17 protein-coding genes are annotated in these 12,451 nt (G+C 49.1%); 15 read left to right on the forward strand and 2 right to left on the reverse strand.

Translation table 11 applies throughout. From position 1 onward, the window contains the following. Positions 1 to 59: 59 nt before the first annotated feature. Positions 60 to 1,532, forward strand: a complete 1,473-nt coding sequence (locus tag WC052_00995; GenBank protein MFA7286226.1) for a phosphoribosylaminoimidazolesuccinocarboxamide synthase — start codon at positions 60 to 62, stop codon at positions 1,530 to 1,532. A gap of 206 nt (positions 1,533 to 1,738) precedes the next feature. Then, entirely contained in the window at positions 1,739 to 2,869 is a 1,131-nt protein-coding gene (locus WC052_01000; protein ID MFA7286227.1) for an AIR synthase-related protein, read from the forward strand. A 99-nt stretch (positions 2,870 to 2,968) separates the two neighbouring features. On the opposite strand, the gene WC052_01005 is transcribed toward WC052_01000, so the two are convergent. Beyond that, a complete protein-coding gene (locus WC052_01005; GenBank protein MFA7286228.1) occupies positions 2,969 to 3,478 on the reverse strand; it encodes a GreA/GreB family elongation factor in 510 nt (169 codons plus the stop codon). Positions 3,479 to 3,554: 76 nt separating this feature from the next. Between WC052_01005 and WC052_01010 the strand changes: the two genes are divergently transcribed. Genes WC052_01010 through bcp form a run of 6 tightly spaced genes read left to right on the forward strand, consistent with a single transcriptional unit; the run spans position 3,555 to position 6,639 of the window. Beyond that, entirely contained in the window at positions 3,555 to 3,977 is a 423-nt protein-coding gene (locus WC052_01010; GenBank protein MFA7286229.1) for an EamA family transporter, read from the forward strand. Positions 3,978 to 3,991: 14 nt separating this feature from the next. Then, positions 3,992 to 4,390: a cupin domain-containing protein gene (locus WC052_01015; GenBank protein ID MFA7286230.1), complete on the forward strand. Its 399-nt coding sequence runs from the start codon at positions 3,992 to 3,994 to the stop codon at positions 4,388 to 4,390. 10 nt (positions 4,391 to 4,400) lie between these two features. Then, the gene (locus tag WC052_01020) at positions 4,401 to 4,808 is read left to right on the forward strand and encodes a DUF2177 family protein (protein MFA7286231.1); all 408 of its coding nucleotides are present in this window, start codon (positions 4,401 to 4,403) and stop codon (positions 4,806 to 4,808) included. Next, a complete protein-coding gene (locus WC052_01025) occupies positions 4,805 to 5,581 on the forward strand; it encodes a DUF1295 domain-containing protein (protein MFA7286232.1) in 777 nt (258 codons plus the stop codon). The genes WC052_01020 and WC052_01025 overlap by 4 nt, the downstream gene beginning before the upstream one ends. A 10-nt stretch (positions 5,582 to 5,591) precedes the next feature. Then, a complete protein-coding gene (locus WC052_01030) occupies positions 5,592 to 6,158 on the forward strand; it encodes a Gmad2 immunoglobulin-like domain-containing protein (GenBank protein ID MFA7286233.1) in 567 nt (188 codons plus the stop codon). 1 nt (position 6,159) lies between these two features. Beyond that, entirely contained in the window at positions 6,160 to 6,639 is a 480-nt protein-coding gene (bcp, locus tag WC052_01035) for a thioredoxin-dependent thiol peroxidase (protein ID MFA7286234.1), read from the forward strand. A 3-nt stretch (positions 6,640 to 6,642) separates the two neighbouring features. Here bcp and msrA read toward each other — a convergent pair whose 3' ends face one another. Next, positions 6,643 to 7,173, reverse strand: a complete 531-nt coding sequence (gene msrA / locus WC052_01040) for a peptide-methionine (S)-S-oxide reductase MsrA (protein MFA7286235.1) — start codon at positions 7,171 to 7,173, stop codon at positions 6,643 to 6,645. 50 nt (positions 7,174 to 7,223) lie between these two features. On the opposite strand from msrA, the gene WC052_01045 reads away from it, so the two are divergent. From WC052_01045 to msrB, 7 genes are all read left to right on the forward strand, one after another. After that, the gene (locus tag WC052_01045; protein ID MFA7286236.1) at positions 7,224 to 8,138 is read left to right on the forward strand and encodes a DUF5652 family protein; all 915 of its coding nucleotides are present in this window, start codon (positions 7,224 to 7,226) and stop codon (positions 8,136 to 8,138) included. A gap of 11 nt (positions 8,139 to 8,149) precedes the next feature. Next, positions 8,150 to 8,854: a ribonuclease H-like domain-containing protein gene (locus WC052_01050; GenBank protein MFA7286237.1), complete on the forward strand. Its 705-nt coding sequence runs from the start codon at positions 8,150 to 8,152 to the stop codon at positions 8,852 to 8,854. Between the two features lie 7 nt (positions 8,855 to 8,861). Next, positions 8,862 to 9,146 carry a DUF5654 family protein gene (locus WC052_01055; GenBank protein ID MFA7286238.1) on the forward strand — a complete coding sequence of 95 codons (285 nt, stop codon included), beginning with the start codon at positions 8,862 to 8,864 and terminating at the stop codon, positions 9,144 to 9,146. A gap of 1 nt (position 9,147) precedes the next feature. Continuing rightward, the gene (locus WC052_01060; GenBank protein MFA7286239.1) at positions 9,148 to 9,963 is read left to right on the forward strand and encodes an HD domain-containing protein; all 816 of its coding nucleotides are present in this window, start codon (positions 9,148 to 9,150) and stop codon (positions 9,961 to 9,963) included. A 275-nt stretch (positions 9,964 to 10,238) separates the two neighbouring features. Next, positions 10,239 to 11,207: an HAD-IA family hydrolase gene (locus WC052_01065; GenBank protein ID MFA7286240.1), complete on the forward strand. Its 969-nt coding sequence runs from the start codon at positions 10,239 to 10,241 to the stop codon at positions 11,205 to 11,207. An 11-nt stretch (positions 11,208 to 11,218) separates the two neighbouring features. Further along, on the forward strand, positions 11,219 to 11,932 hold the full coding sequence (locus WC052_01070; protein ID MFA7286241.1) for a DNA alkylation repair protein: 714 nt from the start codon (positions 11,219 to 11,221) through the stop codon (positions 11,930 to 11,932). Between the two features lie 66 nt (positions 11,933 to 11,998). Then, entirely contained in the window at positions 11,999 to 12,412 is a 414-nt protein-coding gene (gene msrB, locus WC052_01075) for a peptide-methionine (R)-S-oxide reductase MsrB (protein MFA7286242.1), read from the forward strand. Positions 12,413 to 12,451: the final 39 nt, after the last annotated feature.

A 12,451-nucleotide genomic window follows, 5' to 3' on the forward strand; every position in this document is an offset into this window, starting at 1 on the left:
CTTGGTCATTGAAATGTACTCGCCACATGGCGGGGAATAACGTAGGTAGGAGTATAACGATGGCTGTACTGTCACCAGCGCGGGCCGCATGGCCTGTGCTTAAAGGATTGAAACTCGTCAGTCGTGGGAAGACCCGCGACGTCTACGATATAGGAAGAGGATTTCTGCTGATTGTTGTCACAGATGCAATCAGCATTTTCGACATCATCCTGAATGCGATGGTGCCCGGCAAGGGGACCATCCTGAACGTGATGACCGTATTCTGGATGCGGCTGCTCGAAGCTGAGCTCGAGACGAAGACGCATCTCGTTGCGGTCGGTTCACAGGTTGATTCGCTTTTGCCTGAACCGTTGCGTGGCGACGTTGAGCTCCAGTCTCGGGCCGTCGTGGTACGTCGTGTCGACATGGACCCAATCGAGTACATCGCCCGTGGCAATTTAACGGGCACTGGCCTCGAAGCGTATCAAACAACGCGTGCGGTGTGTGGCCAGCGGTTACCCGCCGGGCTACAGGATGGTGACGAGTTGCCATTCCCACTCTTCACACCGACCACCAAGGCTGAGGCGGGACATGATGAGCATATCAACGCCGTTACTGTCACTGGCGGGCATCCTATGGCTGCGCTTTCGACACTCGGCATCTACGGCTTTGCGAGGGCATACGCCGCATCGCGAGGCATCGTCATCGCCGACACCAAGTTCGAGTTCGGGCGCGATGACGATGGTAGGGTGGTACTTGCTGACGAGGTCTTGACGCCGGACTCGAGTCGCTACTGGGCGTATTCGGCGTGGCAGGTGAGTCAGCGGCAGATGGTGCGAACGTCGCCAGCCAGTTTCGACAAGCAATTGGTTCGCAACTGGGGAAGCAGGGTAGGGGTGAAAGGGCCGCTAACGGCAGAACACATTGCGCGAGTGCATGGCATTAAGGTGCCGCAGAGGATTCTGAAGGCAACCGCGCAGGCCTATCGCTACATCTTCTGGCGCCTCACCGAACAGCGCGTGGAGGGGTACCTCAATGACTACATGAAGGTACGGGTACCATCGGTGAAGCAACGTGTCGCCGTTCTGCTGGGTAGCAGGTCCGATCTCGAGAGCGTGCGCGCGGCGCTGAGCCAGGCGGATGCGGTAAACGACTTCGCGAGGCTTGACGTTCATGTGGTGAGTTGTCACCGGAATCACGATGCACTTCGGCAGTTCGTCGCTTCAAACTGTGATGGTGCTGACACTATCATCGCAGCTGGTGGTAAGGCGTTCGCTTTGCCGGGGGTGGTTGAGACACTGGTGCACGATGCCGGTAGGGAGCAACGGGTGATTGGTGTGGCACTTGGCGAACTCGGCAGCGAAGGGTTGCGAGCGGCGGAACTTTCGATTACGGAGTTGCCGGGGCAAACGGTCGTGATCGACGAAATCGCCGGTAGAGCCTATAGCGGTTTCAAGGGTATGCAGGCCGCATTACATCGTGTTGCCAACGGTGAACTGCCACCGCCGCCTGATCGGAAGGAGGCTCCGGCAGAGTTCAACATTTCGTTCTAGTCGGCGGAGGACCGACAGGACAAGTGAAAGTGGGGTGTGCGGAAGGCTCAACTGAGCAACCGTACACCCCCTTTTCGTTCCTTGCTTTTGGCTTACTTTTCTAATAAGGTGCATTCGTTCCAGGAAAATTGTTTCGTGGTCATTAAAAAAATGTACCCGCCGCTTTGGTGGGGAATAGCTTCAAGTTTGTTGGCAAGGAGAAAGTCATGACCGATAAGTCACATGGCGAATACGCCAAAGCGGGCGTTGATTACGGGAATATTCGGAACTGGAAAGCGATGATCAAGCAGATGGGGCGTCAAACCCTGACGTTCCCGAATGCTCGGCATGTGTTCGTCGAGTCAGACGCGCACGCCGCCTCGTATGAGTATCGAGGCGGCAGACCGCACCGGTGGGGCAAGACGCTGGAAGGTCTTGGTAATAAGGAGTGGATTGCCGAGCTGATGTACTCGCTGACTGGCGATACAAAGTACTTCAGCGGAATTGGTGTTGACGCCGTGCTCATGAGTGCCAACGATGTCGTTGCTCATGGCTATATGCCGGTCGTCGGATTGGATGAAATCGCTGCTGGTGACGATGCCTGGTTTGCGGATTCATTTCGCGCAGAGGCCTTGATTGGCGGGTTCTTTGATGCCTGCCAAATGCTTGGAATGGCGTTGGCTGCTGGAGAATCCCCAGCGTACAAGTATCTCATCAAAGCAGAACCGCCGGTGGTAAGCGCGCCGACCTTCAGTGCATGTGTTACTGGGATCGTCATCGATCCGGAACGGCGTTACATCACTGGGAAGAAGCTTGCCGTGGGTGACGTCATCATCGGCGCGACTTCATCCGGCGGTCACGCAAACGGTGCTTCGCTTCTCATCAAACGAGGTATGGCCTTACCGGAAGGGTTCCTTACCAAACTGCCAAACGGTGAAACGCTCGGTGCAGAGGCGCTCATTCCGACCCGGTCGTATGTCGCCTTGGTGGAGGCGCTGCTCGACGCCGAAATCGACGTGCACAAGTTTCTGCCGGTAACAGGTGGTGGGGTCGCCAAGGCGGCTGCAGATTCTCGGCTGTTCAATTATCGAATCCACACCTGGTGTGATGATGTGCCACCGTTGTTCCGTTTCATGGCTGAGCTCGGTGTCAGTCGTGAAGATCTGCTGACGACCTTCAACTGGGGAATCGGATGGCTGACATTCGTTCCCCGTTCTGAGGCCGTTCGAACGATCCAGGTTGGCACCAAGGCCGGCTACGAGATGTTCGTGATCGGACGAGTCGAAGAGGGCGACCGCAGGGTCATTTTTCAGCCGGATGGTGAAGAACGAATCGATTTGCGGCCGCCGGGTGAGTAGATGGTAGTTTCCAACTAGCCGATGAACTGACGGGAGGCAGTCATTGACACAGTGCAGGTGCGGGGGTCGACGTGAAAACGTTTACCCCCGCACAGCCTTTTAGCGGACTTCCAGAATTTCAAAAGTAATCTGTGCGTCGTTAATTTTTAAACTAAATGTGTCGCCTTTCTTTTTTCCAATGAGTGCTGAACCAACAGGGGAATGATGAGAGATGCGACCCTGCGAGGGTTTTGTTTCTTGTGGGCCAACCAGTTGATACGTTACGGTTCGACCATTCTGTTTTAGTGTTACTGTTGTTCCTAAAGTAATTTTGCCAAACGCGTCTGGACCAGCTGCAATGGGTATGGCGTTATTTATGCGAGCACGGAGCGAGAGCACACGGTTGTTCATTCGGCGTAGGGTATCTTTGGCGTGCTGGTAGGCGGCGTTTTCTGATAGGTCACCCATTTCGGCTGTTCGTCTGAGTTCAGCTGCTGCCGGAGGCAGCAAGTTTTTTTCCAGGTCTTCCAGGTCTTTCTCTAAGCGAGCAATTTTTTCAGGGGTGAGGTGGTTATCAAATACACGTTTTTGCTGTGATTCAATTTCTCCTCGTCTTTTAGGAATACGCATGCGAATAGCATACCTAGGCTTGCCGCACGGCGCAATTTATCTTGTTACTACTGTACGCAAGGTATAGGATAAAAATATGCAGTGGGTAACGTATGCAATTTTGTCAGCCTTTTTCGCCTCACTTGTTGCCATATTTGGGAAGATTGGCGTTAAGGGGGTTGATAGCAATTTGATGGTGGCAATTCGCACCGCCATTATCGTGGTTTTTGCTTGGGGAATTGTATTTGTGCAGGGGAATAGTAGTGAACTTTTTCGAATCTCGCGTCATACCTATGTGTTTATTGTGCTCTCGGCGATTGCCACGGGTTTGTCATGGCTGTTCTACTATAAGGCACTGCAAATGGGTGAAGCTTCGCGCGTAGCACCGATTGATAAATTAAGTGTCGCTCTCACCATACTTTTAGCTTTTCTATTTTTAGGGGAGCGACCAACGGTTGGCAATGTGTTCGCTGGAGTTTTAGTTACGGCTGGCGTCCTTGTAGCGGCATTTGTTAAATAATTTAATTTATTCCTATGAAAGGATACATTGGTCACATAGAGCGTCTTACGCAGGAGAATACATCATTTCGTCAGGTGCTCCATACGACCAAGCACATGCAGCTTGTGCTGATGGTGCTTCAACCAAGTGAAGCAATTGGTGAAGAAGTACATAGCGATGGGGACCAGTTTTTTAGGTTTGAAAAAGGAAATGGGAAAGTAGTTATTGACGGCGTTGAACACACGGTTACAGATGGCGATGCAGTAGTTGTGCCAGCGGGGGCAAAGCACAATGTTATAAATACCTCGACTTTAGAATCGTTGTTCCTTTACACCATTTATGCACCACCACATCACCGCGATAAAGTTGTACACGAAACAAAAGCTGAAGCGGAGGCAGACAACGAATCTTTTGACGGTGTAGTAAGCGAGTAAAGTTAGTCGTATGATCCGTAACTTTATCGTTTACTTGCTATCGCTCGCTAGTCTAATAATCGTTGATGCGACCTGGCTCCGCGTGATGGCACCGCGATTTTATGCCCCTCGATTGGGGTCACTTATGCGCCATTCTCCTGATTGGATTGCAGCCGGATTTTTCTACATACTATATGCGCTTGGCGTCGCTGTTTTTGTTATACAGCCAGCACTTCACTATGGTTGGAGCTTTCCCAAGATCGCGCTCCTAGGTGGTCTATTTGGTCTCGTGGCATATGCTACGTACGACCTAACGAATCAAGCCACCGTTCAAGGTTGGCCAGTGATAGTCACTGTCGTGGATCTTATCTGGGGTGCTGTGCTTACCGTACTCGTTTCTGTATGTGTCGTAGGCTTAAGTCGTTGGTGGTCAGTATGAGCATTTTTCTTTTAACTTTTTCTCTCGCATCACTCGCTATATTCGTTTTTATGACGGCAGCTTTTGGACTGTCGCTTATTTTTAAGCGAAACGACAGTGCTGACGTGGCCTGGGGCCTCGGCTTTATCGTTGTGGCTATAACAGGAATAGTGGTGAACGGTACTTCACGTTTGAGTTGGTTAGTTTTGCTTTTGGTAAGCGTTTGGGGAATTCGATTGTCGCTCCATATTTTTTCTCGCTTGTTACGAAGTCCAGAAGACAAACGGTACGCAGCCTGGCGCGTGGCTTGGGGAAAGTGGTTCATGCCTCGGAGCTACGGCCAAATTTTCTTACTGCAGGGGGCACTTCTCCTCATTGTTTCACTCCCGGTAACTATCGCTCTTTTGTTTGGCTACCGACCGCCAGTACTGCTGGTGTTCGTGGCAGTGCTATTGTGGGTCTTTGGTTTTGTGTTTGAAGCTGTGGCCGACTGGCAGCTTAAAAAATTTTTAGCGAGTAGGGTCACGGTTGGTGGCGTTATGCAGCACGGACTTTGGCACTACAGTCGGCACCCAAATTATTTTGGCGAAGTTACACAGTGGTGGGGGCTGTGGCTAATGACTGCTGCTTCACCGTTGTGGTTTTTGTCGATTTTAGGACCGCTCCTCATTACGTTCCTCATCCTTCGGATTTCTGGTGTGCCAATGCTGGAGGCTAGCTACGTCGGCAATCAGGAGTATGATGCGTATAAGCGACGCACAAGCATGTTTATTCCATTACCACCGCGGTCATAGTATTTACCATATGATAGTAAGAAGATTTATTGCAGCTTTAATCGGTGTGGTAGTCGCCGTGGCTGCCGGTTTACTTGTCGTGAAACTACGGATTGCGAAAGCCCCAACACAACCGACGGCAAACGTTGTAACGACATTTGAAGAGTGCGTGGCAGAAGGAAACCCGGTTATGGAAAGTTATCCTCGCCAGTGTCGGTCGATTGCAGGTCAAGGTTTCACTGAAGATATTGGAAACGTCATAGAGAAGATGGACCTTGTTCGTTTAACGGCACCATTACCAAACGTCGTTATTGGAAGTCCACTCACTGTTACCGGCGAAGCGCGCGGTACGTGGTTTTTTGAAGCCTCGTTCCCTGTCGTGCTGGTTGATTCGGATGGTGTAATCATTGCCGAAGGCATTGCGCAGGCGGATGGTGAGTGGATGACTGAAGATTTTGTGCCGTTTACCGCAACGGTGACCTTTACGCGACCTGCGTATGGTGATCGCGGTTCACTCCTACTCCGTAAGGATAATCCATCAGGACTGCCCGAACACGACGACGCATTAGAAATACCAATTCGCTTCCAGTCGCTTTAGTATGTCGGTACTTCAGGTTGGCGCTTTAGCTCCGGCATTCACTTTGCTCGACCAAGATGGCGTAGAACAGTCGCTCAAGGATTATAAAGGGTCATGGGTGCTTTTGTATTTTTATCCGAAAGACGACACACCGGGTTGCACAACTGAAGCGTGCACGTTTCGAGATGCACTCCCTAGTTTTTCAACTGTTGATGCCGTGGTACTTGGCATCAGTAAAGATAGTGTTAGCAGTCACAAGAAATTTGCTGAGAAGTATGCCTTACCGTTTCGGTTGCTGGCTGATACTGAGCACGTCGTTATTTCCGAATACGGCTTTTGGCAGCCGAAAAAATTTATGGGTCGAGAATTTCTTGGCACCGTTCGCTCTAGCGTTCTACTGGCGCCCGACGGAAGCATTGCTAAGATATATGAGAATGTGAAAGCGGCGGAGCATGCCGCATTGGTACTGGCAGACCTGCAACAGTTACGAGCTAAGGAATAGTGGCTAGTCTTTCAGCAGTGGCGCAAATTTGTTTCTAAGCTTCGCAACTTTTGGGCTAATAATGGCTTGGCAGTAGGGATTTCCGGGATTCAATGCGTAATAGTTTTGATGATAGTTTTCTGCCGGATAAAATATTCCGGCTGGCTCAATAGCGGTTACAATTGGTGCGCCAAAGGTATTGTCTTCCTGGAGTCGTTTTTTTACTGCCTCGGCAATTACTTGCTGCGATTCATCACTGTAGTAGATAACGGAGCGGTATTGCGTGCCAATGTCGTTTCCTTGTCGATTCATTTGGGTTGGGTCGTGCGTTCCGAAGAATACCTCGAGCAGCTGCTCATAGGTGAGCAGCGTTGGGTCGAACGTCACCTCAACTACCTCTGCGTGACCAGTCGCGCCAGTGGAAACAGCTTCGTAACTAGGATTTTCTAATGCACCACCAGCATAGCCGGACCGGACAGCCGTGACACCCTTCAGAGATTTCATCACCGCTTCTGTGCACCAGAAGCAGCCTGCGCCAAATAGTGCTGTTGCCATAGTGCCCAAAAGTGTAGCACACTGTACGTATAGTATTGGTTGTTTTCTATATGATAGATTCAATTTCTCGCGCAAGCGTTATCGTAATAATCGCTAGCATTATCTGGGTTTTGCCCTGGAAGGGTTGGGCGTTGTGGCGGGCTAGCCAGAAAAAACAATTTGGTTGGTTTGCGGCGATGCTTGTAGTTAATCTCGTCGCTATTCTTGAGATTCTTTACGTACTCATCTTCAGTCGAGAGAAAGGTGAACGACGCTACTACCTGGCGGCGATTTTCTCAGTACTTACTTCCTTCACCATCCTTATAGGACTACTTATCTCTTTCGGTTGGCAGGAGAATGCGGGAGCGGCTTGCACTACAGAAGCGAGACTATGTTCGGATGGGTCTGTCGTAGGACGCAGTGGTAAAGATTGTGCATTCACACCTTGTCAAAACGGAAACGAACCATTGACCGGCGCACCGGCTGCGGAAAGTTTTCCAGTAGAGCGGGAGTTTACGGGTGAACCAGCGTCAATTAATTTTGGAACGAACACCGATGCGGAAGCATTTCGTACACTACTGACACGCGCCGCACTGACAGGTCCCAATTTTGCTGGTGCGTATACTGTTGCGACATGGGGGTGCGGAACGAGCTGCCAAATGAGCGCAATCATTGACGCTTCAACAGGAGCTATTGTCGCCTACGGAATACCCTCAAGTTCTGGCTTGGCCTACACCAAAGAAAGTCGACTACTTACCGTCAATCCGTTTGACGCCGCAGTTGTTGATGCGGAAACAAACGTAGCCAGTGATTATTACATCTTGAGTAACGGACAGCTGCAATATCTCGGGAAGTTTGACGGTCGAACGGGTCAGCCACCAGTGTGTATTCAAGTGATGACAAAAGCGATAAATCCAACAACCAAAGCGCAGGTGGTATTTCCAAGCCCGTGTCGTGTTCCATTCGGGTGGCAGGTAATTGAGTAACGAGGAACACTATGGCAAAGCTAGTTTTTGATATTGAAACAGTGGGTGAGGATTTTGAGGAACTGGATGACGCTACCAAAGAAGCACTTACTGCCTGGGTGCGTCGTTCTACCGAGGATGAAACGGAGCAAGAGGCACTGACCGGGCAATTGAAAGAGCGAATGGGTCTCTCGCCGTTCACGGGAGAAATAGTGGTTCTTGGTGTGTTAGACGTTGAAAAGAATCAAGGGACTATTTACTATCAAGCACCTGGTGGCAGTCAAGAAGAAAAAACCGAAGGGAATTGCATATTGAAACCCGTGACCGAAAAGGAAATGTTGCAACGGTTTTGGGATGGTGCCATGCACTACGCAGAGTTCATCTCGTTTAACGGTCGCAGTTTTGATGCGCCGTTTATGGCAATACGTTCCGCCGTGCATGGCATTCGCCCAACAAAAGATTTATTATCAAATCGCTATACGTCAATGCAGCGTGGGGCCACGCACGTTGACCTTTTAGATCAACTGACGTTTTATGGCGCCTTTCGTCCTCGGCCAAATCTGCACCTCGCAACCCGAGCATTTGGTATTCAAAGCCCGAAAGAAAATATCAGCGGCGCAGATGTGGCACCTTATTTTAAAGCCGGTAAGTTTGTAGACATCGCCCAGTACAACGCTCGAGATTTAGTAGCAACAAGAGAGCTTTATTTACGTTGGCAACAGTTTTTAAAATTTTAATACCCGCATGGATATACAGCAAAACTTAGAACAAGAAGAAAAGCAGCAACTGTCGCTCCTCGTGGAAGTGCTTGAGAAAGTGAACACCCTTGCCACAGCTGGCTTTGGTTTAGTCGCCGCGTTGGCTTGGAACGATGCCATTCATTTAATATTCGAACGTCTTTTTCCGGAGCCAGGGAACGGCATCGGCTTACAGCTGCTCTATGCAATTTTTGTGACCATCGTTGTCGTTGTCGTTACTTTGCAGCTTGCGCGCTATACGTCGCGCATTAAAGAGAGAATGCAGAAATAACATGGAACGACGGGAATCGGGCAGCATTACTAATCCGGCTGAGGTTACACCAAATGCAGCGAGAATAATTTCTAGCGAATTACGCGAGGATATTGCTCGAGAAGGCATTACTATGGATGGGCGTGAGTTTTCGACAGAGCAAATGAAAGAGATGCGTGCAGAGATTTTGGCAATGCAACAGCAATTCGATGAAGATGAATTGAATCCGTATCATAACGCCGAACATGCTGCTGAAGTGGCTGACCGGTTAGAAGTATTACTCAAGAAGCTGAATCTAGAAGCATGGCGCGCGGACGTATTACGCGTAGCCGCGCTTTTCCATGATTTTGGTCACAGTGGCAGAACTATGCGTGATGCGAATGATGGCTTAACCAATGAGGAGTATGCGGCTGTACAGGCAGATGCCTACGCCAAGCAAAAAGGCTTTTCGGTTTATCAAAGAATTTTATTGCAGGGAGAAATAATCGGCACCACATTTGGTAATGCCGAAGTGAAGCCAGAAACCTATGAAGAAAAGACGCTTGCCATTGCGGACATAGGTGGTTTTTCAAAATCGTGGGACAAATGGATTGCAGAGAGTGCGGCTGTGCTTAAGGAAACTCCCCTTGAAGCACGGTCAAAAACAATTGATGAGTGGCTTGTGGGAAGAGCGAAGTTTTTGGATTGGGCAACGAGCAGAATGACGACGGAAGCTAATGTGTTGTGGGGAAAAGATCTTGAAATACAAAAAAAATGTGTCGCAGCGGCCCATACACCAGGGCATGAACGGAGAAGAGTTGTTGAAGAACTCATAACGCCGTTACTCAATCAACATTGACCATTATCTCTTTTTCACTTATTTTCTAACTGTCCTAATTCTGTCAGCGGAGGTTGGTGAGATGGAGCGGATGCGGATGAAGGTGGCATTGGTGGCGGTGTGCATCGCCTGCGGATTCATGGGTTGCGTGGCCCATCATCTGGCAAAAGGAAAGCCGATCTGCCAGGTTCTCTGGCTGTACGACTGAGACCCTGTGCGGTAAATCGTTTTAGGCGCGGCTTCCATCTGGGGCCGCGCCGCTATTTTTTCTTTTGAGGCTCCGGTACTATTGCCGTATGGTTACTCATGGCAACGCATTTCACGACTATGTTATGTACGACCTACTTCGGAATATCGAAGGAATTTCATCGCGTCCAATGTTTGGCAGTTATGGATTGTATAAAGAAGGAACTATTTTTGGCATCATTGCTGATGAACAACTTTTTTTTAAAGCAGACAGATTTACTGATTTTTATTTTAAAGATGAAGGGAGTGCGCAGTTTACCTACGAAGCGAACGGCCGCACCGTACTGATGCCGTACTGGCAACTGCCAGAAAGGGTGATGGATGATAACGACGAATTGCGTCTTTGGATAGATCGTTCGGTGGCAGTAACGCGCAAAGCGGGTAGAGAGATAACAAAGGAAGAAATAGTTGTAAATGAACCGGTAGTACCGCTCCAGCCCGTTGCTGGTTTTTTGTTTGATTTTTACGGTGTACTCTGTCAATCAAAACGACGTGCTTGGTTTGAGAGTACTATTCCACATATAGAAACGATGTGGCCGCTCATTGTGTGGTTAAACCGCCTGGCGGACGTTGGGCAAATTTCTTTTTCTGACTATGTTTCGCGAGTAGCGAAAGTAGTGCATATGTCAGAGGCTGAGGTGAAGAATGGCCTAGAGCGGGCGGCAGTCATAAATGAAGATGTAGAAAAATTATTGCAGCTGCTGCGACCTCGATATCCTCTCGCTCTTTTAACTAATTCCTCACATGAACTTACTGAAAGAATTTTACGGCGTTTAAATATCGGTCATCACTTTAACGAAATCTTTATATCTTCGCAGATTGGTCTTATTAAACCCCAACCAGAACTGTATCTTTATTCGGCTGCTAAGTTAGGCCTCGTGCCGGAAGGGATAGTGCTCATTGACGACAGTGCGGTGAATGTAACAGGGGCGCGAGCTGTTGGTATGCAGGGAGTAGTCTTTACTACTGTCCCAGATCTCATGCGTGATTTGGCAGCTATGGGCGTTAACTTTTCTTAATATCAGAAAGTATGAAAAGCCGGAACGGTATAGTGGCTCGACGCCAGTTACGAGCTCAAAAGAGTTCGGAGAGGGCAACCGTGTCTGCTCGTTTTTTTAAAACTGGTGTCGGGCAATACGGCGAGGGAGATACATTTTTAGGACTTACCGTGCCGATGGTTCGCACAGTTGTTAAAAATTTTCCCAATCTGTCTCCACAAGAGACAAAAACATTTTTGACATCTCCCTGGCATGAAGAACGATTGTTCGCCCTGTTGGTACTAGTTCGGCAGTATGAGTGTGGAGATGCGCATGTACGTCAGCGCATTGCTGGTTTTTATGTGCGTAATCGTCGGTACATTAACAACTGGGATTTGGTTGATGTATCGGCAGATAAAATTCTTGGCGCACATTGCTTTGAAAATTCGTCAGTGATTTTGTATAAGCTTGCAAAGTCAAAAAATCTTTGGGACAGGCGAATTGCCATACTTGCGACTTTCTTTTTTATTAGAAAAGGTCAGTACAGTCAGACCCTACGTATTGCAGGTATGTTGCTCAAAGATAAACAGGACCTTATACATAAGGCGGTTGGCTGGATGCTGCGGGAGATGGGTAAGCGTTCACTATCGACAGAAGAAACGTTTTTAAAGCGTTACGCAAAAGTGATGCCGCGGACAATGTTGCGTTACGCCATTGAGCGGTTTCCGGAGACAAAGCGCCAACAGTATTTGGATATAAAGCATTGAGCGGTTGTTGTTGGTGAGCCGCGGTCGGTTTACTTTTATCGTTGCCTTCGTTAGGATTTCACCTGTATGAGTGATTCCACCATAAAAACAGGACAATTATCGGATGCTGAATGGAAAGAGAAACTTTCTGCCGAGCAGTATGCGGTGTTGCGACAGTGCGGAACAGAAGCGCCGTTTACGGGAAAGTACTATAAGCACGATGAAGATGGTACGTATCTTTGCGCTGCTTGTGGTGCGTCTCTTTTTGGGTCTGATACAAAATTTGAATCGGGTAGCGGCTGGCCGAGTTACTATAAACCGGTTGATGAAGCAAACATTGCCATGAGTGAGGATGGTAGCCTAGGGACATCACGAACAGAAGTAAAATGTGCGACGTGTGGTGGACACTTGGGGCATGTTTTTGATGACGGCCCAACACCAACAGGGCTTCGGTATTGCATTAATTCAGCAGCGCTCAATTTTAAAAAGAAGGATGTCTAATATTTCTGATAAACCAACACTTGGGTTTTGGGGCAAATT

The organism is Patescibacteria group bacterium (assembly GCA_041675205.1).
Classification (GTDB): domain Bacteria; phylum Patescibacteriota; class Patescibacteriia; order GWA2-46-9; family GWA2-46-9; genus JBAYUF01.